This is a genomic window from Streptomyces kaniharaensis (assembly GCF_009569385.1).
In the GTDB taxonomy this organism is placed as follows: domain Bacteria; phylum Actinomycetota; class Actinomycetes; order Streptomycetales; family Streptomycetaceae; genus Kitasatospora; species Kitasatospora kaniharaensis.
This window is the reverse complement of the sequence record NZ_WBOF01000005.1, coordinates 160,813-182,795: the sequence shown is the minus strand read 5'-3', so window position 1 is coordinate 182,795 and position 21,983 is coordinate 160,813. Positions and strand designations below refer to the sequence as shown.

Below are 21,983 nucleotides of genomic sequence, written 5' to 3'. Positions count from 1 at the left end.
TGGGCCGCCCCTCGGCGCCGCGCGTGGTTCGTTCTCCCGGCAGGGGGGGCCGGGTGCTGGCTCAGCACCAGAGTTCGGCGTCGTCCTGGCCGGCGTTGTCGAGTTCGCCGTGCTCCTGGTCGTGCTCATCGGGCCAGGTGCCGAACAGCCCGGGTAGGCCGGGCTGTTCGGCGCCGAGTTGGAGGGCGCCGCCCTTGAGCCGGTGCGGGCCGGGGATCACGCGACCTCCTCGATGTCGGTCGGCATGGTGGCCGGTTCTGCGGCGGTCAGCGGGTGGCCTTCGAGGCCCGGTGCGCCTCGCTCAGGGTGCGCAGGTGTTGGCGCTGCTCTCGCAGGATGCCGCCGTGGTCGACCGCGGTGTCGCGCAGGTAGATGCCGTCCTTGAAGTGCTGGAAGCCGATCGTCTCCCACAGGGCCGCGATCTTCCGGGTCACCGTGGCGTGGTACTCGTCGGTCACGAGGCTCTCGTCCTCGGGCCACTCGGTGGCGCCGGGTTCGACCGCGACCGCGCAGCAGCCGCCTTCCAGCCTGCGGATCGCTTCGGCGGCGAAGATCGGCCCGAGCCCGAAGCCTCGCCAGGCGGGGGCGAGGTACACCCGGTCGAGCACCAGCAGGTCGCCGACGGGCATGTCGATGGCCTTCTGGAACTCCTCGTTGTAGTCGTTGCCGTCCATGACGGCCTCGGCGATGCTGAGCAGTTCGCCGGACTCGCTGTCTGCGGCCATCAGCCGGCTGTGCCCGGTGTCGTCCCGGAGACGGTAGAGCGTCAGCTCCCCCGCGTGGGGTCCGTCCTCGTCATCGTCTCCCGGCTCCGTGATGGAGACCGTCCATCGCTCCGCCGTGTCGCTGTAGGGGTCGGCGGTGCCGAATTGGGAGTGCTGGTAGGTCAGGGTCAGCATCCCCGGGTTGCTGGGCAGCTCACTGGGGGATCGGCGCGCAGTCATGACCGGTCAACGAGCAACGGCCGCCGGAGGTTCGTGATGCGTCCCCGGGTCTCCCGCGGGCTGAGCCAGGTGCGGTTGGTCGGGATCGCTCCAGTCCACGGTGCGGATGGAGTCCCGGGCCCAGGCACGCCACCCGTGGAGGCTGGAGTCGAAGTACCCGGTGAGGTCGACCGTCTGGATCCGGGTGGGTCGGCCGTCGGCGTCTTCCTCCAGGACCGAGGTGACCGGGTGGCCGGCGATGACGGCGTAGCCGCGATGTACGACGCGGCTCCTCCAGTCCGCAGGCACGTCCATCTGGAAGTAAGGGGCCGTGCCGTGCTCGGACTTCCAGGTGAAGATCACCTTCGGCTCGGCGAGGGCGGGGTGGGTGACGACGTCGGCCGGCGGGACGGGCGGGACGGCTCTCGGGTTGTGCCCCGGCAGGGTGGGGCCCCGGTGAAGGCGGGCGTTGATCACGTCCACGCCCGACTCGCGCATCCGTGCGTGGTCGGCCTCGAACAGCTCCAGGATTCTGGCGCTGACCGCTTCGCCGATCGCCCGGCGGGCTTGCTCTACCTTCATGACCACTCCCATGCCGGCTCCTCCTACTGCGGTCGATGCGGCTCCGGTCGCGGCGCCCACCCGGCCACTGTAGGGACCGCGTGATCGGGCTCGGTGGGGATTCCGCGGGTCTGGTCCCGAACGGGTGGTACCTGCCCGGTACCGGTCCCGAGCAGCCGGTACTGGTCCATACTGCGGTCCATGAGCGATGTGGAGAGCGAACTCGACGAGCTGCTGCGCGAGTTGGACTCGTCGCCGCGCTGGGCATCCTCCCCGCGCCGGTGGGTTGACGATCCGGCACTCCTGCAGGTCGTCCTGGATGCGGCCAGGCGGGCCCGCAAGGCCCGCGAGCAGCTCGACGCTCTCGTCGAGACCTGCACCGAGCCGTCGGACCTCGTAACGTGGCCGGCCATGACGATGGGCGAGTGGCGGCTGGAGGGCGAGGCTGCCGAGCAGCGCGATGCCGATCGTCGGCAGTCGGACGAGAGGATCGTTCGCCAGGGCGCAGCCCGGCGGCGCGCGGCGCTGGACCTGATCGTGCAGTTCGCCGATGACCAGCGCGCGCAGCTCGCCGCGCAGGAGGAGCGGGCGCTGGGTGAGGTCGCGGCGGGCCCGCCGAAGGAGCGGGGCGGCGGGTGGTGGCCCCGGCTGGGCTGACGCGGCCATCTCAGCGCGTGGGTGATCCCGCGGTGGTGAGCTGCTCCGCGGTGAGGTCGGCTCGTCTGCGCAGTACGCGCGGCCGGTGACGGTAGCGGCCGAACTCCGGCTTCGCCTGGTCGACCGAGATCTCCACCACGACGTCCGGATGCACCGGCAGGTAGGGCACCGGCGGGCTTCCGGGCAGACCGCCGACGGTGCCCGACAGTTCGGTCATCGCACCGGCCGGGCGCAGCAGGTTGGCGAGTTCGGCGCGCAGCGCGCCGCCGAGGGGGAGGCTGACGGCGACGGGGCGTAGGCGGCCGCGGGCGTCGGGTTGGGCGAGGACGGCGGCCTGCGCGGCGGGGGTTTTGCCGGGGACGATGCCGACGATGGCGGCGTCGACGGTGGTCCTGACGCGGTACTTCAGCCAGCCGGAGCCGTAGCCGGCGAGGTAGCGGGAGCCGGTCGGTTTCAGGACGCAGCCTTCGATGGCGCCGCCGAGGGTGCCGAACCAGTAGCGGGCTTCGGTGAGGTCGTCGGTGGCTGGCAGCGGCTGGATCGCTGCGGGGCCGTCCCGCAGGAGTTCCAGGAGGTGGGCTCGGCGCTCCAGGTATGGCAGCGGGCGTAGGTCGGTCTCATCGCCGCGGGCCAGGGCGTCGAACGCGGCGAGGTGGACGGTGAATCCGGCGCCGGGTCTCGGTCCCTTGCCGACGCGGGTCTGGAGCAGGGCGAAGGAGGCCGTGCCGTCGGGCTTCACGGCCAGCAGCTCGCCGTCCAGCACGCAGGGGGTGAGGTGGCGGGCGGCTTCGGCGACGTCGGCGAACGCGCGGGTCAGATCGGTGCCGTGTCGGCTGTACACCCGGGGATGGGGGCCGGCCTGCACGATGGCTCTCCAGCCGTCGGCCTTCGGCTCTGCAAGCATGTCCGCGGCGCTGGCGGGCAGGTGCTCGATCGGCTTGGCGAGCGCGACCTCGATCGGGAGACGGAAGGGCGGCACGGGTTACTCGGGGGAGTCGATCCGGCGCCCGGGCGCCAGCCCCATGAAGAACGCGAAGGCCTCCGGAGCGGCATCGATCATCGCCTGCTGATCCCGCTCGGTGCTCCGGTCCTGGTCGTAGCACTCCCAGGAACAGCGGCCGTAGGGCGTCCAGTCGCTCGGCCGCCCGCACCCCTCGCAGATCATCGAGGCCTTATCCATGGGGCACCTCCGGCTCGTGCTCTTCCACGGTAGAACGTCGGCTCCGGCTCTTGGCGTGCCCGTGACTGGGTCGGGAATGGCCGACATCGGCGGGATCTAGGAGGTGGTGGCGGCGACGCGGCTGGATTCCCGCGCCGCGCTGCGCATGCAGCTGGCGAAGAGAGCGAAATCGGTCCCCAGGGTTGAGTGGAGCGCGAGCAGGGTGTGCCAGGCGATCCTGATCTCCGGAATCTCTTCGGGGTCCTGGACGGATCGGCGCAGCGCGGAATCCACCAGGAAGGAGAAGCTGGTCGGAGAGTCCGGAGGTACCGGCGCGCACCACTGTCGGTCGGCTTCGATGGCTGCTGTCAGGAGCTCGTCAAAGTAGCCGTTCTGGAGCGTGCTGGCCAGTGTCTGGGCCAGCTGGCTGCCGACCTTGAGATGAAGAGGTCGGTCTCTCGGGGGGCCGTAGTGGTCTCGCAGCAGGTCGGCCAGGTCGTCGCGGAACCGCAGGGTGTTCAGTGTGTCCATGGGCTCAGCAATCCACGCCTGGCCGGTCAGGGTGTCCGCGACCCGCCGGGCGGGGCGGAAGTCGGACTATCGGGTGGCGGTCGTCCGGCGGCTCGCCCGGGCCGGGCAGGCGACCTCGGTCACTGCGACGCACCGCGGGTGACGACGAGGCTCTTGATCAGTGACACCGTTTGCGCGGGGGTCAGGCGGCCGTGCTCGGACCCGACCGACCAGCACAGCGTGATGAGCAGCTGGAGCATGGCGGTGTGCCGGACGTCGGCGGGTGCCTCTTGCCAGATCAGGTGCGCGGCCAGGGTCCCCATGCTGCGGTGCCGGGCCTGGAGTTCGAGAACCAGGGCGGTGACCGCGTCTGGCGTGCTTCGGGCGATCTGCCGCAGGCGGTCGACGCCGGCTTCCTCGGGAAGGCCGTAGACGGGGCGGGAGGACAGCGGTCCCAGGCACACCAGGGCGGCTTCCCACAGCGCGTGGTCGCCGCGGCGCTCCAGCTCGGCCAGCAGCAGCTGCCCGTGCTCTGGTTCACCGGTGCGGACGGTGGCGTCGGCGGCCTCGTAGACAAGGTCCTCCACGGGCAGCTGGGTCGCGGCGTCCGGTGCCAGGGAGATGGCCGGGTGGTGGAGGGGCTGCAGGTGCTGATCGCTCACGCTGCGACCGTACTGCGCGGCCGGTGGTGGGGCGAGGCGGGTGGCCGCGGCATCAACGGTGGCGATGGTCGTTCGGGGCGAGTCTGGGGCTGAAGCGTGGGCGCGAGCGCCGGTGAGGCGGATGAGGCGGCACACGTGGTGGCGGTGCAGTGCGAAGGGAGCGAGCAGTTCCAGCATCTGTTCGTCGCTGGACCGGGTCCGGCCGGCCAGGTAGTACCCGACGGAGACGGCCTCGGCGTCGCCGTCGGATCTCTGGAGGGTCTCGGCTCGGCATGCCCGGGTCGATCTGCAGGGCGAGGGCCATGGGCGCTGGCACTCGCGCGAGCGCCCGAGTTTCGCCCCGGTCCGAAACAGCCGGGGCCGCCAGCCTGGCCTTCACCAGCGCCTTTTTCGGGCCGATCCGAAACAGCCGGGACGGCCGGGGGCGCCGCCGGAGCAGGATCTTGGGACCGATCCGAAACAGCAAGTCCGCCCGGCCCCTCGACCAGGACATCCGGGCGCATCAGCGTCTCGTTCGGCACGGCGCAGCTCGAACTCCGGCCCGGTCAGGCGGGCCAGCGGCCTACGCCGACCGTAGCCACACCACCTGATCACGCACCCTGCGCGAGCCCACCCAGCACACCCCGGTGCTGCAAGAGAACCTGTACGCGCTGTTCACCGCGCTCGGCCTCCAGCAAGCCCGGATCCGCGCCCGTCACCGCCCGGATCGGCGGTCTCGGCTGCCCGGCCGCCGTCGGCTGGACCCAACTCGACACCCAGACCGAGGACCGCCGCGTCCTGGAGCCCGTCATCGACAGGGCCAACGGCCGGTACGGCCTCGGCGCCCTCCGGCCCGCCTCGCTCACCAACCCGCAGCCGCGCCAGCACTCCTGACCAGCCGCCCAGCCGCTATCCTGCCCCGCCGGAGAAGGCCAAGCGGACGTACCGCAGCACCCCGGCAAGGGACGGGACTTCTCACCTCACCTGAACGATGTTGGGACGTCCTGACTGGCACCGACGGCGATCCGCATCATCCGCCAACGTCGACAAGCAGACTGTCCGCGTGGCGCGCGCTGTACGTCGCGGGAGTTGTGACGTCAAACATTGAATGCCCGAGGGCCTTCTCGGCGACAGGAATACTCAGAGTAAGAACACCCATGCTGTAGGTGCAGGTGAGACGGTTCACGTCGAAGCCATCGTCCACGAACAGCTGGCGGCGATATCTCCCGGCCTGGCGATCCGAAACGAGGAGTACTGAGCCTTCCGGCACTGCGCAGGCTCGCTCCGCTTCCACGATCAGTGAGTTGCGGTCGAAGCGGACCTCGATCGGGCCCCTTACAGCCGGGAGATCAAATTCCATGATGAGCTCACCGTCGCGCCGGTACGCCGTCATGGGCGGCGTGATGAGCGTGAGGGCAGTGATCGCGAGGGGTGCAGGTGCGGCTTCGCCCTGAAGCTCCGTCGGATGGGCCCCTTCGAACCGTGCACTGACGGCCTCTGCCAACTCAAGCTCGCCGCTGGCCCCGATCTCCTCGACCACGGCGCCAAGGCGATCCGCCAGGGCAACGAAACCCGCCTGCGCCGTTGGGTCTTCAAGCACCGCATGTTCGGCCTTCGCGAGTTCGAGCAGGTAGTCGGCTGCAGCGACATGTGCCCAAGCCCGCGTACCGGGCAGGGGCTGCTTAAGACCACTGCGCCGTGCGGCGTGGGCCATCGAGACGCTGGCGAGGTGGATCAGCTCCGGCCAGTCATCTGTCGAGGATCGGGGAATCCGGAAGAGCAGTACGTCCAGTGCCACGAGAAGGGGACGAGGCACGCCTTCTCCAGTCACACCGCCTGGAGAGGTTGAGCCGGACTCCCCCGCGCTGGCCGCCTCTTCAAGTGCCCGCAACTCCTGGAGCGCCTTGTCGCGTTCGCCGGGAAGGAGGGCGTAGACCTTGGACACGCCACCGCGGCCCCGGACCTCGTCTCGCCCGATCTCCTTCACTCGATGCTGCTCACGCTTCAGGATCGTTCGGACTGTCGTCTCTTTGACGCCCGAGTACTGTGCCAGCTCGGCGACAGTGAAGCGATCTGCCATGGCAACCATGGCGGCGAGTGTGCGGTAGCGGTGAAGCCGCATGGCCACCCTCCGGTCGGCGATGGGGATGAAGCGCCACAGCGGCCGGGCGATCAACTGCAGTCGGCGGGACTGCACGCCGCGTGGGACCAGGATAGGCGACCCACTAGTCAAATGACAAACGAATCAGCTCGACTACTGAGTGCTAGAAGAATCAACCAGAGCGTGAACATCCTGGTCCGCTGTGAACCGCCGAAGCGCGGTCAAGATGTTTGCCTGGACCGATTCCGGCGCGTCAGGGCTCAGCCCCCAGGCAAGTTCCGCAACCAGGAGGTCCCGGCTCACTGGAGGAACATCAGACACGTTCAGGGCACATGCCAGGCGAAGGAACGCGGCCAGCGGGTCGGAGATTCTCAGCCGACTGAACGCGTGGATGAGTAGGTCGGCCACCTCGACACCTTCCGCACGCGCAGCCGCGGCAAATTCATATTCAGGGCTGACGCCCTTCTCGTCATGCCGCGCTTGGTAGAGTTTCCGGCCTATATGCGTAAAGAAACTACTCTTGTGCTCATAGCAGAGCAATGGCATCTGGTCGTATGGCGGCATCCCGGCAAGCGCATCCTCGAACACCTGGAGCGCCACCCTGTCCATCAGCCCTTCTGCGAACGAACTATTTGGATCCGGCATCTTTCGATTAGGTCCGAGAGGGCCTTGCAGTACATGGCTCACGCACTCATGGAACAGAACAATCGGTAGGGCGGCGAGCGTATCGGCATCGAATTTTGCGGGCGTGACTGTCACACAGAGAGTCTGCAGGTGTGCGCGCTTGCGCTCATCTGCGACCTGACAGCATGCGCCATCACACCTATCTTCTACCCATATCATGCCCAAAAACGGGTTTGGAAAGCTCGAAGTCTTCGGCACAGGCCACCAGTCGGCATAGATTCTCAACCTCAAATCTGAGGCGTCCGGCACGGCAATTCCATTGCGGCGATAACTGGCCACTGCAACTTTAAGAACGGAATCACACAGATTTCGCAAGGGGTCATACCCGGGAGCCGTCAGGCAATCCAAATAAGGTTCGAGCCCCGCCAGAACGCCGTAGGCCAGAGGCATGGAGATGAATGCATCCTTCAGGCGTTTCACGACGTTTTCGGCATATATCTCCGGTGAAAGTTCCTCCATGGAGGGGTCTGCAGCTATTTGCTCCAGGCGTGTCTGAATCATTTGGACAACGTCTGCCAGCTCAGCTTCAGGCGTCATCCGGCCCGCCATTAAGGCCGCGCGCTGTTGCTGGCGTCGCCTCCGGGCGGGTTGATGATTGTCCACATAGGCATGCCAGGCCCAGCGCAGCACCACTCTATTGTGCTGCGCTGGAGGCAACAAGGTCTCCATGGCTACTAGCCGTCCGCTTTTTTCTCCTCGCCGACCACAGTGCGTCCCCACCGGCGGCGCAGCCGCGGGAGGAACACGTATGTCCATACATCCTTCACCGGCTTGGCTGCAAATGCAATGATCAGTGATGCCGTCACCGGGTCAAGATTTGCCCGATCCTGACGCACACTGATGGAATCAGGTGAGAGCTGGGATGGGTCGACTCCATATCGTTCAACTTCCTGCCGCAGCTCCGAATCTTCTCCAGCTTCCGCAATTAGCTTTGCGATTAGATCCTGCAACTCCGAAGAAGAATAAGCCCCGGGGCCATAAACTAATTTGTCATTCATTCTCGGCCTCCACGTTTGTGTGCCTCTCTATTCACGTTAAGACCCGATGGGTGGCCCTGCCATTCGACTCTGCTCTCACATCCCGAGGGTCGAAGCCCATGGCGCTGACGAGCAGTGCTCCGACACTGGCGAGCCGGATCCTGGCCTGATCCACCTTCTGCTCGGGCGAGTGCGGCGGCCGCGCCAGGCGGTGGATCGGCTGGTGAAGCGGTCTTCACCCCGCTGGCGCGGCCTGTCGTGCTGCGCCCCTGGTACGCGGTCCTCCCCGCTGAGATCGGGCTGGCCGTGGACCCCGAGCACGGCCAGCCCCTGGCCCGAACGGGTCAACGCACCGTCCGGCCGCAAGGATGCGAATCCGCTGGCCGTTCGCGTGCGGGAGGCTTGAGGCATGCCCCGCACGTCGAGTTCCCGTGGAGGATGCGTTCCCGGGCGGGACCCATTCTTCGATCAAGCTGGACGGGATCAGAGCCGTTGCCCACGTGGTCGAGGACCGCGTCGTCCGGCTGGTCTCCAGGCGCGGCAACGACCTCGGTGCACCCGATTTCCTCGGTTGCTTCCGGCCTCGCCGAGATCCCGGTCGGTCTGATACTCGACGGAGAGGTCGTGGCCTATGCGCCGAGCCCCAGCGGCGGCCCTGGCCGGCTCGACTTCAGCGCATTGCTTCGGCCCCAGGCGGCGCGGGCGCAGGCCGGCACCCACTGTATGTGGCGGCCGGTGAGCACGGTGGCGTCGGCGACCTCATAGACCAGGTCCTCGACTGGCAGCTGCGTCACGGCGTCCGGCGCCGGGATGATGGCCAGTGGTGGTGGGGCTGCAGGTGCTAATCGCTCACGCTCCGACCGTACTGCGCGGCTGGCGGTGGGGCGGGGGTGGTGGCCGCCGTGTCAGTGGTGGCGATGATCGTTCGGGGCGAGTCTGGGGCCGAAGCGCGGAGCACGAGCGCCGGTGAGGCGGATGAGGCGGCACACACGGTGGCGGTGCGGGGCGAAGGGGGCGAGCAGTTCCAGCATCTGTTCGTCGCTGGACCGGGCCCGGCCGGTGAGGGCGTATCCGACGTGGTTGGCGAGGTGGAAGTCGCCGACGGAGACGGCGTCGGCGTCGCCGTTGGATCTCTGGAGGGTCTCGGCTGCGGTCCAGATCCCGATCCCGGGTACGAAGGTCAGCCGGGCGAAGGCCGCCTGGCTGTTCATGGCGGCGGCGGCTTCGAGGTGGGGAGCGAGCCGGACGGCGCGCAGCACCGTGCTGGAGCGCTTGGGGTCGACGCCGGCCTTGTGCCACTCCCAGCTGGGGATCGCCGCCCACTGGGCTGCGGAGGGGATCACCCGCAGTGCGGGGTGCGGTCCGGGTGCTGGGGTGCCGAAGTGGCGCAGGAGGTAGCGCCAGCCGCGGAAGGCCTCGGTGACGGTGACTTTCTGCTCCAGGATCGTGGGGATGAGGGAGTCCATGACGAGGCCGGTCGATCCGAGGCGCAGGCCGGGGTTGCGGCGCTGGACCTCGCGTAGCGGGCCGGGCGGCAGGACGAGCTGGTCGGGGTTGTCGTCGGCGCCGAGCAGGGTGGGCAGCCGGTCCAGGAGCCAGTCGGCGGCCGGTCCCCATGCGGTCGCGGTGATCTCACCGGTCGCGGGGTGGGCGGTGATCCGGATGGTGCCGGTGCCAGCCGGGGTGCGGAACGCTCGCCAGAGTCCGCCTGCGTCCCATGAGGCCGTCGGGTCGCCTGCGCCTCGGGAGATGGGGCCGAGGACGTGGCCGAGGTCGACGGTGAAGGCGGGCCGCCAGGTGCGCCGCGCGCCGTCCATGTCTCTTCACCACCGGGTCTGTCTGCTGTCCGCGCCTGCGCGCGGGTGATGCCGAACACTACGCGACCGCGGACGGTGATCGGAAACCTGTGCTGGGGCGACTGTCGCAGCGTGTTCGATTCGCCCGCGCAGGTGAGAGGCAACCTACGTTCGAATCCATATTCGCTCAAGCGTTCGAAAAGCTCTATCGTGAGCACTAGGAGGTGGGGGCCGACAGCAGCGACACAAGGGGGCAGAGCAAGGGAGGCGGCACAGCGTGTTCGCGCATCTGCACGTCGCCTCCGGCTTCAGCGAGCGCTACGGTGCCAGCCAGCCGGTCGACCTGGTGCGCCGGGCTGCCGAGCGCGGCATCGCCACCCTCGCGCTGACCGACCGGGACACCGTCACCGGCACCTCCCGGTTCCTGCGTGCCTGCCGCCAGGCCGGGGTCCGCCCGATCCTGGGCGTGGACCTGGCGGTCGAACCCGTCTCCCCCGAGCCCTCTGGGCCAGCCCGTCGGACCCCGGCGCGCGGCGGCGCCCATGTCGTCGAGCACCCGCTGCGGATCACCCTGCTCGCCAGGAGCGAGGCTGGCTGGGCGCGGCTGTGCCGCCTGGTGTCGGCCGCGCACACCGCCGAAGGCCGGCCGGTGCTGACCTGGGCGCAGCTGCGTGAGCACGGCGGCGAGGGCCTGCTGGTGCTGCTCGGTCCGGTGAGCGAGCCGGTGCGGGCGCTGGCTCGGGGCCGGGCGGATGTGGCCGAGCAGCTCCTTCGGCCGTGGCTGGAGGTGTTTGGGCCTGCGGTGCGGCTGGAGGCGGTGGGGCACTGCTTGCCGGGTGAGGGGCCCGGGTCGCTGCGGCTGGCCGCCCGCACGCTCGCCTTCGGTGATCAGGTCCGCGTGCCGGTGGTGCTGACCGGTGCGGTGCGCTACGCGGACGCCGAGCAGCACCGGGTGGCGGACGTACTGGACGCGGCCCGCCTGCTTCGCCCGATCGATCGGCGCGTGCTGGACTGCGGGGAGCGCTGGCTCAAGGACGTCGCCCTGATGCGGCAGGCAGCGACGCGGATCGCGGCCGCGGCCGGGCATGGCGAAGGCCGCGCGGTGCGGCTGGTGGCCGAAACGGTGGCGGCCGCCGAGGCCTGCACGCTGCAGCCGCACCGCGACCTCGGTCTGGGCCAGCCGCACCTGCCCGAGCCGCACCTGGTCGGCGCCGGGAGCGGGCCGGGGGATGCCGCCCGGGTGCTGCGCGAGCGGTGCGAGGCCGGTCTGGTGCGCCGCGGCCTGGACCGTGATCCGCGGGCCCGGGCCCGCCTGGACCAGGAACTCGCCGTCATCGGCCGGCTCGACTACGACACCTACTTCCTGGTCGTCGACCAGGTGGTGCGCGACATCCGGGAGATGGGGGTACGGGTCGCCGCCCGCGGCTCCGGTGCCGGCTCGATGGTCAACCACGTGCTGGGGATCGCGACCGCCAACCCGCTGGAGCACAACCTGCTGTTCGAGCGCTTCTTGACGGTGCGCCGCACCGACATGCCCGACATCGACCTCGACGTGGAGGCGCACCGTCGTCTGGACATCTACCGGCGGGTGATCGAGCGGTTCGGGCCGTCCCGGGTCGCTATCACCGGCATGCCCGAGACCTACCGGGCCCGCCAGGCCCTGCGCGCGGCAGGTCTCGCGCTCGGCATCGCCCCGGGCGAGGTGGACGAGATCGCCAAGTCGTTCCCGCACATCGCCGCGGCCGGGATCCGCCAGGGGCTGCGCGAACTGCCGGAGCTGCGGCCACTTGCCGCCCGTGCCCGCCGGTACAGGGTGCTGTGGGAGCTGGCGGAGGCCCTGGACGGGCTGGTGTCCGGGATCGCGCAGCATCCGTGCGGAGTGATCATCACGGACGGCAGCCTGCTGGACCGCCTGCCGGTCCAGCCGACCCCGACCGGGGACTTTCCGATGGTGCAGGCAGACAAGTACGACGTCGAACTCGGACGCGACGGGAAGGTCGGCGACGGCTTCGGGCTGATCAAGCTCGACATCCTCGGAGTGCGGATGCAAAGCGCGATGGCGCACGCCGTGCACGAGATCGCCCGCACCACCGGCACCGTCATCGACCTGGACGATCCGAAGCAGGTGCCGCCGGACGACCTGTTCGCGTTCCTGATGATCCAGGCCGCGGACACGATCGGCATGTACCAGCTCGAATCACCCGGGCAGCAGGACCTCGTCTCCCGGCTGCAGCCGCGCGACATCAAGGACGTCATCGCCGACATCTCGCTGTTCCGGCCCGGGCCGGTGGCCGGCGGGATGCCCGCCCAGTACATCGCCGCCCGCCACGGCCACGCCCCCGCCTACCCGCACCCCGACCTGGAGCCGGTGCTCGCCGACACCTACGGCGTGACGATCTGGCACGAGCAGATCATCGGCATCCTGGCGGTCATGACCGGCTGCGACCTCGCGCTCGCCGAAGAGGCCCGGCGCGCGCTCGGCAACCCCGCCCGGCTGGAGAAGATCGAGGCCTGGTTCCACCGCGAAGCCGCCCAGCGCGGCTACGATGAGCACACCCGCGAAGCCGTCTGGGAAATCATCAACTCCTTCGGTGCATACGGGTTTTGCCGGGCACACGCGACGGCGTTCGCCGTGCCGGCCCTGCAATCCGCCTGGCTCAAGGCTCACCACCCGGCCGCGCAGTACGCGGGCCTTCTTGAGCATGACCCGGGGATGTGGCCACCCCGGGTGATCGTGGCCGACGCCCGCCGCCACCAGGTCCCGGTCCTGCCGGTCGACGTCAACCGGAGCGACGCGCACTACCGCGTCGAGAAGCACCAAGGCGTGTGGGGCGTGCGGATGGCGCTGTCCGCGGTCCACGGCATCAGCGAGGACGAGACCGCGCGGATCGTCGCCGGCCAGCCCTACAGCTCCCTCTCGGACCTGTGGGAGCGAGCCCGCCCGTCCCGGCCGGTGGCCGAGCGGCTCATCACCGTCGGCGCCCTCGACCCGCTGGCAGGCCCGCTGAACCGCCGCGACCTGCTCCTGCAGGCCGGCGAACTCCACCACGCCCAGCGCAGCCGCCGCGTCCTGACCGGGCAACTCCCCCTCGACACCGCCGGCGGCGCAGCCGGGGCCGGCGGCGCAGCCGGGGCCGGCGGCGCCGCACCGAGCGGCCTGCCGGAGATGACCGAGATCGAGAAGGTTTCCGCCGAGCTGCAGGTCCTTGGCGTGGACGTCACCAGCCACCTGATGGAGCACCACCTGCAGCTGCTGCGCGAGCTGGGCACCGTGGATGCGAACCGGCTGGGCGACCTCGCCCCCGGCACCACCGTCCTGGTTGCCGGCGTGCGCGCCTCCACCCAGACCCCGCCGATCGCTTCCGGCACCAGGGTCATCTTCGTCACCCTCGACGGCGTCGAGGGGCTCATCGACCTGGCCTTCTTCGAGGACTCCCACCCCGCCTGCGCCCGGACGATCTTCCACTCGGGCCTGCTTCTCGCTCGCGGCGCCATCACCCGGCGCGGCCCGCGCACCTCCATCACCGGCACCGCCTGCTGGGACCTCGGTGAACTGGCCGACCTGCGCCGCGACAAGGGCCTGGAGGCGGTCGCCGCCCGCCTCGCCCAGCAGCTGCCGCACCCCGTCGGCGCCTTGGTGCGGCCCGAGGTGATGCCCACCGGCGCGCGCCGCCACCCCTGGGCCGACCTCCAGACCCCGGGCGAGCGCTCCCCCTCCCCGCGCCGCCTCGTCCACGCGAGCCCCGGGAGCGCCGGATGATCACCGCCGTCACCACGAGGGTGCTGTACCTGCGCTTCCACCCGCCAACCGGCCGGGCACCGGAAGGGGCCGAGTACGAGCGGCTCCTGGACCTGGTCACCGACTTCACCCCCGTCGTGCAGGCCCTGCCGCCGGACGCCGCCCTGGCCGACGTCGCCGGCGCGCTGCGGTACTGGCGCACCGACCCGGCCGGCCTCGCCGCGCTGATCCGGGTGCGGGCCCTGGCCCTGCACGGCACCGACGTCACGATCGGCGCCGCGGCCAACCCGCAGCTCGCCCGCCTCGCCGCGCTCTCCCAGCCGCCCGGTGGCCTGCGCGTCCTGACCCCCGACCAGGTACCGGCCTTCCTGGCTCCGCTGCCGCCCACCACGCTGCCCGGCATCGGAGCAGCGACCGCCCGCACCCTCGCACAGCTCGGCCTGACCACCGTCCGCGCCATCGCCGCCACCCCGCTGGCGACCCTGCAGCGCGCCCTCGGTGCCGGCCCGGGCCTGCGCCTGCACCAGCACGCCCACGGCATCGACCGCACCACCGTCGTCCCCGGCCGTTCCGAACCGGTGCTCGCCGTCGAGCACGCCTTCGACCGCGACGAACTCGACCCGGCCGCCCAGCGCCGGGCGCTGCTCAGCCTCGCCCAAGACCTCGGCCACGCCCTGCGCGGGCGCCGACAGACCGCCGGGGCCCTCACACTCACCGTCCGCTACGCCGACCACGCCACCACGACGCGCACCCGCCGCCTGGCCGAGCCGTCGGCCCACAGCCCGGTCCTGACGCAGGCGGCATACCGCCTGCACGCCGCCCTCGGCCTCCAGCGCGCCCGGGTGCGCAGCTTCACCCTGCGGGCCGACCACCTCGACGCGGCCGAGCGTGCCAGCCAGCAGCTCACCCTGGACGGCACCACCGAGCAGGCCCGGCACCGCGAGAACGCCGCCGACAAGGCCCACGCCCGCTACGGCCGCCACGCCATCGCCCCCGCCGCCCTCCTGCCGCCCGTATCCGAACGCAGGCCACCCGTTCCGGTCCCAGGCCGGCACCGCTAGCGTATGCGTGTGTTGTTCACGCAGCTCCCCCCGCTTCACCGGCCTCAGGACACCGAGCCAGGAGCGTTTCTGGTCAAGGACGACTGGGACGACTACGGGTTCAAGACGTCGTTCCGTCTCTGGTGCTCTGACGGCAGCCGGCAGATCGAGGTCGGCTTCCTCAAGATCGCGACGCTCGGCATGGAGTCCGGCCGGGTCGAACTGCCCGAGACGTTCGAGACGCTGGATCCGTCCTACTTCTCGCTGGCGGGCGACGAAGGCTTTTACGCAACGCTTCGTGACAGCTTCGACAGCCAGACCCGGAACCTGATCCTCACGACGCTGCGTGACGCTGCCTACGACCTCACCATCTTCGAGCAGGCCGCAGGCGAGTTGGTGATGAGGAAATCGCTCCTCCGGGGCACCGAGGCCCAGACCGTACGCGGGCAGTTCCACCGCATCGCCGAGGGCGGGGAAACACGGACGGCCTTCGACGTCATCTACCGCCAGGAACCCTCCGAAGGGGACGGGCCTTCGCTGAAGATCGTCTTGGCGGTCAATCCCCATACCAAGCCGCCCAGCAACATCCACGCCTTGATCGGCAGCAACGGCGTGGGCAAGACACGGCTGCTGCACACACTCGCGAAGACCGTCCTGTCGAAGCACGGAACACGTGATGGGAGCGAGCTCCATAACCGCGGGGAAGCCCGCCTGCACCCGTTCACCAACCTCGTCTCGGTCTCCTTCAGCGCCTTCGACTCCCAGGGACCGCTTCAGGCGAGCAGAGACGTGGGCTACACATACGTCGGCCTGAAAAAGCCCGACGCGACGGTCAAGGACCATTCCGTACTCGGCGGGGAGTTCGCCGAGAGCGTGGCCGCCTGCATGTCGCAGGGGCCGGCGGCAGCGAAGCGCTGGCAAAACGTGCTGGAACGACTCGAAGAGACCGACCCGCTCTTCCACGAACAGGACATCTCACGCCTGGCAGCCCCGGACGGCGAGCGGCCTGACCCCAGGGCCGTCTTCGCCCGGCTCAGCTCGGGCCACAAGATCGTGCTCCTCACCCTGGCCCGGCTGGTCCAGCACATGACCGAACGCACCCTCGTGCTGATCGACGAGCCGGAGGCCCATCTGCACCCTCCCCTGCTGTCGACCTTCATCCGCGTCCTCTCTGCGCTCCTGGTCAACCGCAACGGCCTCGCCCTCGTCGCCACCCACTCCCCGGTCGTCCTCCAGGAGACACCCAGGGAAGCGGTGTGGGCGCTGCGGCGGGCGGGAAACGACGTGCGCGTCGAACACCCCGAGATCCAGACGTTCGGCGAGAACGTGGGCGTGATCACCCGGGAGATCTTCGCCCTGGAGGTCACCAGGACAGGGTTCCACGCGATGATCGAGACGCTCGCCCGGCAGGGGCGATCCTTCGACCAGATCGTCGAGGACTTCAACGGCAAGCTGGGCGCCGAGGGCAGGGCCCTGGCCCGCGCGGCAGCCCGCCGTCACCAGAACGGCGGCTGATGCAGCACCTCACCCCTACCCTGCCCGGCGCCCGCGAAGTGTTCCGGCTGTGCGTCAGCTCCAAGATCAGCACAGCCAAACTGGCCGCCCTGTCGCAGCACGAAGAACCAGTCGTACAGGCCGCCGACCGCTACGAGCAGGCATGCCGAGCAGCGGCCCTGCACAAGCTCGACCCCAAGTCCTTCCGGCCGGACAGCGACGACGCGGTCGACGACATGATCGACATGTACAACCGGCGGATGAGAGGGCTAGAGCATCCGGGCCGGCCCATCTACGAACGCATCAAGAACCTCCAGCCCAAGTGCCCGCTCTGCGGCATCGGCAGGGTGCGTCAGGTGGACCATCACCTGCCCAAGAGCCGCTACCCCTATCTCGCGGTCGCGCCGGTCAACCTGGTGCCCGTCTGCGGGGACTGCAACTTCGTGAAGCTGGACCAGATACCGGCCAGCAAGGAGGAGCAGACTCTGCACCCGTACTTCGACAACGTCGAAGACGAACGCTGGCTGCGCGCGGAGTTCCTGATCCACAAGCCCGACAACGGCGACGCCGGGACAGTGGACTGGCAGGTCCGGTTCTTCGTAGATCCGCCGGACGTCTGGGATCCTCAACTCGGGGCACGGATCATACACCACTTCAATGTGTTCCATCTCGCCGAGGTGTACGAGGCTCAGGTCGCCGACGAGCTGGACACATTGGGATTCATGCTGGAGACGGTCTTCGACGGCGGGGGATGCGAGGATGTCCGCGCCCATCTCCTCGATGTCGCCCACCAGCGGACCCGCCCTCGCCAGAACAACTGGATGACCGCGCTCTACGAAGCCCTGGCAGCCAGCGACTGGTACTGCTCAGGCGGATTCACCCTCGTCGCCGCGGGCTGACCCCGCACCCCCTGGCCAGGGCGCCGCCGGGAGGGTGAATGCTGGTGAGGGTGACCTTCAGCCGCAAAGGAGATCCGGCATATTGCCCGCCGGACTCGACCAGGCGCCCGCTGGGCCACGGCGCGCTGCGGGACGTGCGCCGGCCGCCAGCCCCAGGGTGAGGCGAGCGTCCGGTGAGCAGGGCCCACGCCCGCGACGGCCGCCACGCCATCGCTCGCACCCGCCGCCCTACTCCCGCCGTCGAGCAGGCGCACGCCCGGTCCCGCCTCCCGCCGTCGACCTCAGCCGGCCTCATGGTACGAAGCAGGCGTGTGAAGCCACTGCCGCACCTGTCGCAGCCCCGAGCGCAGCTGCTCCTCGTCGGCTTCGGCGCGAGTGCGCACCCCCATGGCGTTGTTGATGCGCATCTGCACGATGGGGATCGGGTCGTGGACGACCGCACTCAGCGTGCCCACCCTCGCGGCCGTCTCCTGGCGGACTTCCGCGCCGGAGAGCATGTCGATCTCCTCCTCCGACAGCGTCGGATTGGGAATCTGCAGCGAGCCTGGGTGTGCCAGCCAGTGCTCTGCTTGTGTCAGGCCCACGGCCAGATCGGCCAGCGTCGCATGTCCGCGCCGTCGGACTCCCATGGCTTTGTTGATCACCGGATGAATGATCTTGAGTTGTTCCTTGTGTAGACGGCTCAGCTCAATCGCCCGCAGGTTCAGCTGGTCACGAGCATGCGCGTCGGACAGCAGTGGCACCGGCTCGCACGAGCGGCAGTACTCGCCCGGCGCGGCGGCCGGCTCAGCACCGCAGCCGGTGCACACGAAGCCCGGGCAGGAGTCGCAGAGCTGGTGCGCTTCCTCCGCGTCGACATAGGCCTCCTCGGGTAGTTCCCCCCGCAGCACTTCTGCGACGGACCGGCACTGAGCGACGCAGCGCAGTGTGGCCTCGGCTGCCCCCTGCTGAGGGATCAGCGCCCGCCGGCGCCACGGGTGCCCGGCTGGCTTGGCACCCGTGACGGCCGGGACTTCCTCCACTGCTTCGTTCCAGCCGTCCTGGTAGGCCTTCAGCAGCCGCGCATCGTGGCCGTTCCTGGTCTTGTTGTGCTCGCGGTCATTGAGGCACTCGCAGGGCAGTCGCTCGGCCTGCCCGAAGTACTCCGCTCCGAACAGCCCGCAGACCGGGCACAGGGTCCACCAGTACATGGCATCGTCGTAGACCCACATCCCACCTTCGGGACTGTTCTGCCACAGATCCAGCGCATCGTTCCCGTGGAGCCTGGGGAGCGGGCCGATTGCGAGCAGCGCCGTGCCGTGCCACACCTCGTCGACCTGCACCGGGCTGTCCCAGTCCGGCTCGTCGAACCAGTCGTCCGAGAAGTACTCCCAGCCGCGCGCTGCTGCCGCGAAGCGGCGCCACCAGCCCAGATCTTCACGCTCGGTAGCCGTGACAGCGTCGAACCAGATCCGCTCGCGGGGCAGCCAGAACGCTGGCACACAGTTTCGGCCGTCGTCCGCTGTGAACGTATGCGGCTCGTAGACCCATGGCACCTGCAACCGGTCGAACACGGCCGACCACCGAGCATGCAGATCGCTCCGGAAAGATGTGGTGATCACCTCGTATGCCAACGCCGTCCTCCGCCATGCGATCGCCGTCACCCGGACAACGAGGCCGTTCCTCCGAGGCAACAGGGTTCGCTCAAATGGCAGGCAGCGTGTCGCCCGGTCGGCCAGGTCGATCCGCAGGAGCCCGCCTGCCAGCGCGTGAGTCCCACCACTCGAAGATCATCGTGTCGGCAGTCGTGCCGCATGGATTCACACCCGGGCGGCTCAGTCGACGCCGGCTCGTTTCCTCCGGCGAAAACGGGCGCGGGCGGGCAGCGCCGCCTGATCCGGCGCTGCCCGTGGCGCACGGCTCAGTCCACGGAGAAGTCGGCCCGCACGAGGCCGGTGAAGGTGACCTCCAGGCTGCGGGCCCGGCGTCCGCCGTCGGTGAAGTAGGAGTCGCGCAGGCCTTCGGCGATGATCTTTTCCTGCTCCTGTTGGCTGGCTCCGCGGTCTCGGGCTTCAAAGAGCCTGCGTGCGACGTCGCCGGACAGCTTCTGGGTGGGGAGGATGCGTTCGCGGGGGTCGTCGGTGCTGGGGCCGGTGGTCTTGAAGCCGAAGGTCGCCATCACGTCGACGTAGAAGCCGTTGGCTTCGGCCGCCTTGCGGATCCGGTTGCGGACGCGGGGCTGCCAGCGTTCCCGGACGGCGTCCTCGACCTTCTTCGCGTTCTTCTTGCCGATGCCGCCGCCCTTGAGCCAGCGCTCCACTGAGCGTTGGGAGACTCCGAGCTGGGCGGCGACGTTCTTGGTGCCCTTGAGCTGGCGGACCAGGAAGGCAGCGCGGCCGGCCAGGGTCTTGGGGATGGGCTGGGTCTGCAGGGCGCGTTCCAGCCCGCGGTCGAGTGCTTCGCTCATTCAGGTCACTCCCCCTCGGCGTAAGCGTCGCCGCCCTTGATGTGGCGGCCCGGATTGACGTCGTCGGTGATCATTTCCAGCGCCCACGTCATCGTCTGAGTGCCCTCGTGCTTGACGTGCCCGGGGGAGATTCCCAGGCGCCACGCGGTGGCGAGGGTACCGTCAGGCTGGAGCAGGACGTCCAGGGGCGAGGGGCCCTTGGAGGGGTAGACGATGCAGTCGGCGAGGGCGGCGATCGGGTACTCGCCGGTGGCTTCGGCGTGGCGGCGGATCTTGCGGTGCTTGTTGACGGTGTCGGTGTCGATGACCAGTGCCCGATTGAGTGGGTCCCAGGTGGGGCGGTCCAGGGCCGGCCAACGCTGGCCGGGCCGGTAGGTGGCGCCGCGGGGGCGCTCGCGGAGCTTGCCGATCCCGCCCTTGGCGGTGGACTTGATGGCGTGCAGGATCGCCAGCTCGACCGGGTTGCCGTTCTTCAGGTTGGCCATCGCCGCCAGGAACGCCTCGACGTCGCGGTCCGCGAGGTCCAGGGGGACGCCGAGGTTGGCCATGGTGGTGAGGTAGGCCTCGCGCAGGTGCTTGTGCCAGGGATCGAGCCACGGGCCGGACTCGTGGCGCAGCCAGCCCTCCGTGGGCTGGACACGGATGCCGAGCTCCAGGGCGTAGGCGACCTTGACGGTGCTGTACCAGGCGGGTCCGGTGGGCGGCAGGCCGTCGGGGGTGAACGGGTTGGGCAGCCGGGGGTCGAGCTCGGCGTTGGAGAAGTCGCACTTCCAGCTGCCCGGGATCCGCTTGTCGAAGACGGGTTCGAGTTTGTGGACTGGCTCGGACAGGGCCATGGTGAGCCTGCCGGCTGCGGCAAGGTAGGCCATGTTGACGTCGAGGCCGATCACGTACGGGTAGCCGCGCTCGCGGTCCTCGATCAGGTCCAGGTCGCGGATCCAGTCCCACGTCTCGGTCATGAGCACGTCGCCCGGGGCGCGGCCCTGGGCGAGGGGGTGCTCGGCCGGGGGCTCGGGCGGCGCGGGGTCGAAGGCGTGGGTGCGGGAGCCCTCTACCGGACCGGAGGTCCAGCCGGTCTCGGTGCGCACCGCACGGGTCGGCGGGCGCAGCGCCTCCATGAGCTGGAGGCCGGTGACGGCGGTGGAGCCGCGCGGAGTCTGGACGCGCTCGGCGTAGCCGCCGAGGAGGGCTGCCAGCTGGACGGCGTCGAGGTCGGCGGGCACCTTCCAGCCTGCGGAGGCTAGGGCGGACCACATCGGGATGCAGTACTGCACGCAGACGCGCTTTCCGCCGTCCGGGGTGCGGAAGACGCGGGCCCACGGGCCGAACCCACGCTGAGTGAGCTGCCAGCCAGCCTTGACGAGCGCCTTGACGACCGGTCCGGTCTCCGGCAGGCGGCCGATGCCACGCTCGAAGTCGCCGTCCGCGTCCTCGCCCATCGGCGGCAGGCCCAGGAACTCCGCGGCGTCCGCCATGAGGACGACCAGCGGGTCGCTGTCCTTGCCGTGCTTGTGCAGCCGCGGCTGCCCGAGGCCTGCGCTCACCGCCCACTCGGTCAGCTGGGGCAGCGTCATGGCCGGCACGTCCAGCACGCGCCCGTCGACCAGGTGCCCGAGCAGAGCGCGGCCGGAGGGGGCGAGGTCGATGACCGCCAGCGGACCGGCGGGGTACTTCGCCGGGGCGGCCGGGCTGGCCGCGACCTGCGGTCGCGCCGTGGCGGTCGCCTTCACCGGCGCCCTGTGCACTCGCGGGGAAGCCTGGCGCGAGGAGGGGGCACCAGCGGCGTGGGGCGCGGTCCGGCGCGGTGCAGCCACCGCCGGGGCAGCTGAAGCGGGGGCCGGCTGAGGGGCGACGGGGGCTTCGGGCGGCTGGGTGCCGGGGCGGCAGAAGCCTCCCAGGTGTATCGGCACGCCCTGGGAGCGGTAGACCGACGGGTTGCCGCACTGCACGCACGGCGCGGCCTCGGCCATCACCAGCGAGCCGTCCGGCTGCTGGTCGAGCATCGGCACCGGCACGGGTGCCTCGGCCGGTGCGGGTGCCGGGGTCTGGGGCTGAGGGGGCGTCACGGCGGCCGGCTCGGGGCGGAGCTGGGCGGCAATGCCTTCCAGCAGGCGGGCATAGGCCGCGCGGGCCTCCCCCTGCGGATCGCGCTGTCCCGATTCCCAGGCGGTGAATGTGCTGGTGCTGACGCCGAGGGCCTTGGCGGTGGCAGCCTTCGTCAGCCCGTACTCGGTGCGCAGCCGTTCCCGTTCGGCCGGGGTCGGCAGTTGGACGGCGCGGCGCGGGCCCTGGCCGAGCAGTGCGTCGATCGCGTCCGGCGTGTCAGGCTGGGTGCTCATGTCCTTCTCCCTCCCTG

The 21,983-nt window shown here is 69.9% G+C and carries 20 protein-coding genes; 5 read left to right on the top strand and 15 right to left on the bottom strand.

What is annotated here, in order from left to right:
- Positions 1-61: 61 nt before the first annotated feature.
- Genes F7Q99_RS40660 through F7Q99_RS37070 form a run of 3 tightly spaced genes read right to left on the bottom strand, consistent with a single transcriptional unit; the run spans position 62 to position 1,505 of the window.
- The gene (locus tag F7Q99_RS40660; RefSeq protein ID WP_195911409.1) at positions 62-220 is read right to left on the bottom strand and encodes a hypothetical protein; all 159 of its coding nucleotides are present in this window, start codon (positions 218-220) and stop codon (positions 62-64) included.
- Positions 221-266: 46 nt separating this feature from the next.
- Positions 267-899 carry a hypothetical protein gene (locus F7Q99_RS37075; RefSeq protein WP_153470942.1) on the bottom strand — a complete coding sequence of 211 codons (633 nt, stop codon included), beginning with the start codon at positions 897-899 and terminating at the stop codon, positions 267-269.
- 51 nt (positions 900-950) lie between these two features.
- Positions 951-1,505 (bottom strand): hypothetical protein, encoded by a 555-nt coding sequence (locus F7Q99_RS37070; RefSeq protein ID WP_153470939.1) that lies wholly within the window; start codon positions 1,503-1,505, stop codon positions 951-953.
- Positions 1,506-1,685: 180 nt separating this feature from the next.
- Between F7Q99_RS37070 and F7Q99_RS37065 the strand changes: the two genes are divergently transcribed.
- A complete protein-coding gene (locus F7Q99_RS37065; RefSeq protein ID WP_153470936.1) occupies positions 1,686-2,141 on the top strand; it encodes a hypothetical protein in 456 nt (151 codons plus the stop codon).
- Positions 2,142-2,151: 10 nt separating this feature from the next.
- Here the strand turns inward: F7Q99_RS37065 and F7Q99_RS37060 are convergent, their stop codons facing one another.
- The 9 genes from F7Q99_RS37060 to F7Q99_RS37020 form a co-directional block, all read right to left on the bottom strand.
- Positions 2,152-3,120, bottom strand: a complete 969-nt coding sequence (locus F7Q99_RS37060; RefSeq protein WP_153470934.1) for an ATP-dependent DNA ligase — start codon at positions 3,118-3,120, stop codon at positions 2,152-2,154.
- 3 nt (positions 3,121-3,123) lie between these two features.
- Positions 3,124-3,321 (bottom strand): hypothetical protein, encoded by a 198-nt coding sequence (locus F7Q99_RS37055; RefSeq protein ID WP_153470932.1) that lies wholly within the window; start codon positions 3,319-3,321, stop codon positions 3,124-3,126.
- 96 nt (positions 3,322-3,417) lie between these two features.
- On the bottom strand, positions 3,418-3,831 hold the full coding sequence (locus tag F7Q99_RS37050) for a hypothetical protein (RefSeq protein WP_153470929.1): 414 nt from the start codon (positions 3,829-3,831) through the stop codon (positions 3,418-3,420).
- Positions 3,832-3,950: 119 nt separating this feature from the next.
- Positions 3,951-4,472 carry a hypothetical protein gene (locus tag F7Q99_RS37045; RefSeq protein WP_153470926.1) on the bottom strand — a complete coding sequence of 174 codons (522 nt, stop codon included), beginning with the start codon at positions 4,470-4,472 and terminating at the stop codon, positions 3,951-3,953.
- Positions 4,473-5,481: 1,009 nt separating this feature from the next.
- The gene (locus F7Q99_RS43540) at positions 5,482-6,648 is read right to left on the bottom strand and encodes an Hsp20/alpha crystallin family protein (protein WP_153470923.1); all 1,167 of its coding nucleotides are present in this window, start codon (positions 6,646-6,648) and stop codon (positions 5,482-5,484) included.
- A 57-nt stretch (positions 6,649-6,705) separates the two neighbouring features.
- The gene (locus tag F7Q99_RS37035; RefSeq protein WP_153470920.1) at positions 6,706-7,866 is read right to left on the bottom strand and encodes a hypothetical protein; all 1,161 of its coding nucleotides are present in this window, start codon (positions 7,864-7,866) and stop codon (positions 6,706-6,708) included.
- 44 nt (positions 7,867-7,910) lie between these two features.
- On the bottom strand, positions 7,911-8,234 hold the full coding sequence (locus F7Q99_RS37030; RefSeq protein ID WP_153470917.1) for a hypothetical protein: 324 nt from the start codon (positions 8,232-8,234) through the stop codon (positions 7,911-7,913).
- Positions 8,235-8,842: 608 nt separating this feature from the next.
- A complete protein-coding gene (locus tag F7Q99_RS37025) occupies positions 8,843-9,007 on the bottom strand; it encodes a hypothetical protein (protein ID WP_153470914.1) in 165 nt (54 codons plus the stop codon).
- A gap of 111 nt (positions 9,008-9,118) precedes the next feature.
- On the bottom strand, positions 9,119-10,030 hold the full coding sequence (locus F7Q99_RS37020; RefSeq protein ID WP_153470911.1) for a DNA-3-methyladenine glycosylase family protein: 912 nt from the start codon (positions 10,028-10,030) through the stop codon (positions 9,119-9,121).
- Positions 10,031-10,286: 256 nt separating this feature from the next.
- On the opposite strand from F7Q99_RS37020, the gene F7Q99_RS37015 reads away from it, so the two are divergent.
- From F7Q99_RS37015 to F7Q99_RS37000, 4 genes are all read left to right on the top strand, one after another.
- Positions 10,287-13,769, top strand: coding sequence for a DNA polymerase III subunit alpha (locus F7Q99_RS37015; protein ID WP_326847528.1), 3,483 nt, complete (start codon positions 10,287-10,289; stop codon positions 13,767-13,769).
- The gene (locus tag F7Q99_RS37010) at positions 13,766-14,809 is read left to right on the top strand and encodes a DNA polymerase Y family protein (protein ID WP_153470908.1); all 1,044 of its coding nucleotides are present in this window, start codon (positions 13,766-13,768) and stop codon (positions 14,807-14,809) included. The genes F7Q99_RS37015 and F7Q99_RS37010 overlap by 4 nt, the downstream gene beginning before the upstream one ends.
- Before the next feature lie 180 nt (positions 14,810-14,989).
- Positions 14,990-16,303, top strand: coding sequence for an AAA family ATPase (locus F7Q99_RS37005; RefSeq protein ID WP_230211280.1), 1,314 nt, complete (start codon positions 14,990-14,992; stop codon positions 16,301-16,303).
- Entirely contained in the window at positions 16,303-17,181 is an 879-nt protein-coding gene (locus F7Q99_RS37000) for a hypothetical protein (protein ID WP_230211279.1), read from the top strand. Before F7Q99_RS37005 ends, F7Q99_RS37000 begins: the two co-directional genes overlap by 1 nt.
- 281 nt (positions 17,182-17,462) lie before the next feature.
- Here F7Q99_RS37000 and F7Q99_RS36995 read toward each other — a convergent pair whose 3' ends face one another.
- The 3 genes from F7Q99_RS36995 to tap all read right to left on the bottom strand — a co-directional run bounded on the left by F7Q99_RS36995 (position 17,463) and on the right by tap (position 21,966).
- A complete protein-coding gene (locus tag F7Q99_RS36995; RefSeq protein WP_153470902.1) occupies positions 17,463-18,794 on the bottom strand; it encodes a hypothetical protein in 1,332 nt (443 codons plus the stop codon).
- Positions 18,795-19,081: 287 nt separating this feature from the next.
- Positions 19,082-19,627: a telomere-protecting terminal protein Tpg gene (gene tpg / locus F7Q99_RS36990; protein WP_153470899.1), complete on the bottom strand. Its 546-nt coding sequence runs from the start codon at positions 19,625-19,627 to the stop codon at positions 19,082-19,084.
- Positions 19,628-19,632: 5 nt separating this feature from the next.
- On the bottom strand, positions 19,633-21,966 hold the full coding sequence (gene tap, locus F7Q99_RS36985) for a telomere-associated protein Tap (RefSeq protein WP_153470896.1): 2,334 nt from the start codon (positions 21,964-21,966) through the stop codon (positions 19,633-19,635).
- Positions 21,967-21,983: the final 17 nt, after the last annotated feature.

Bases quoted from the DNA above. Each gene is read 5' to 3' on its own strand.
- F7Q99_RS37075 (WP_153470942.1), bottom strand. From the start codon at position 899: ATGCTGACCCTGACCTACCAGCACTCCCAATTCGGCACCGCCGACCCC.
- F7Q99_RS37070 (WP_153470939.1), bottom strand. From the start codon at position 1,505: ATGAAGGTAGAGCAAGCCCGCCGGGCGATCGGCGAAGCGGTCAGCGCC.
- F7Q99_RS37065 (WP_153470936.1), top strand. From the start codon at position 1,686: ATGAGCGATGTGGAGAGCGAACTCGACGAGCTGCTGCGCGAGTTGGAC.
- F7Q99_RS37055 (WP_153470932.1), bottom strand. From the start codon at position 3,321: ATGGATAAGGCCTCGATGATCTGCGAGGGGTGCGGGCGGCCGAGCGAC.
- F7Q99_RS37050 (WP_153470929.1), bottom strand. From the start codon at position 3,831: ATGGACACACTGAACACCCTGCGGTTCCGCGACGACCTGGCCGACCTG.
- F7Q99_RS37030 (WP_153470917.1), bottom strand. From the start codon at position 8,234: ATGAATGACAAATTAGTTTATGGCCCCGGGGCTTATTCTTCTTCGGAG.
- F7Q99_RS37020 (WP_153470911.1), bottom strand. From the start codon at position 10,030: ATGGACGGCGCGCGGCGCACCTGGCGGCCCGCCTTCACCGTCGACCTC.
- F7Q99_RS37010 (WP_153470908.1), top strand. From the start codon at position 13,766: ATGATCACCGCCGTCACCACGAGGGTGCTGTACCTGCGCTTCCACCCG.
- F7Q99_RS37005 (WP_230211280.1), top strand. From the start codon at position 14,990: ATGGAGTCCGGCCGGGTCGAACTGCCCGAGACGTTCGAGACGCTGGAT.
- F7Q99_RS37000 (WP_230211279.1), top strand. From the start codon at position 16,303: ATGCAGCACCTCACCCCTACCCTGCCCGGCGCCCGCGAAGTGTTCCGG.
- tpg (WP_153470899.1), bottom strand. From the start codon at position 19,627: ATGAGCGAAGCACTCGACCGCGGGCTGGAACGCGCCCTGCAGACCCAG.
- tap (WP_153470896.1), bottom strand. From the start codon at position 21,966: ATGAGCACCCAGCCTGACACGCCGGACGCGATCGACGCACTGCTCGGC.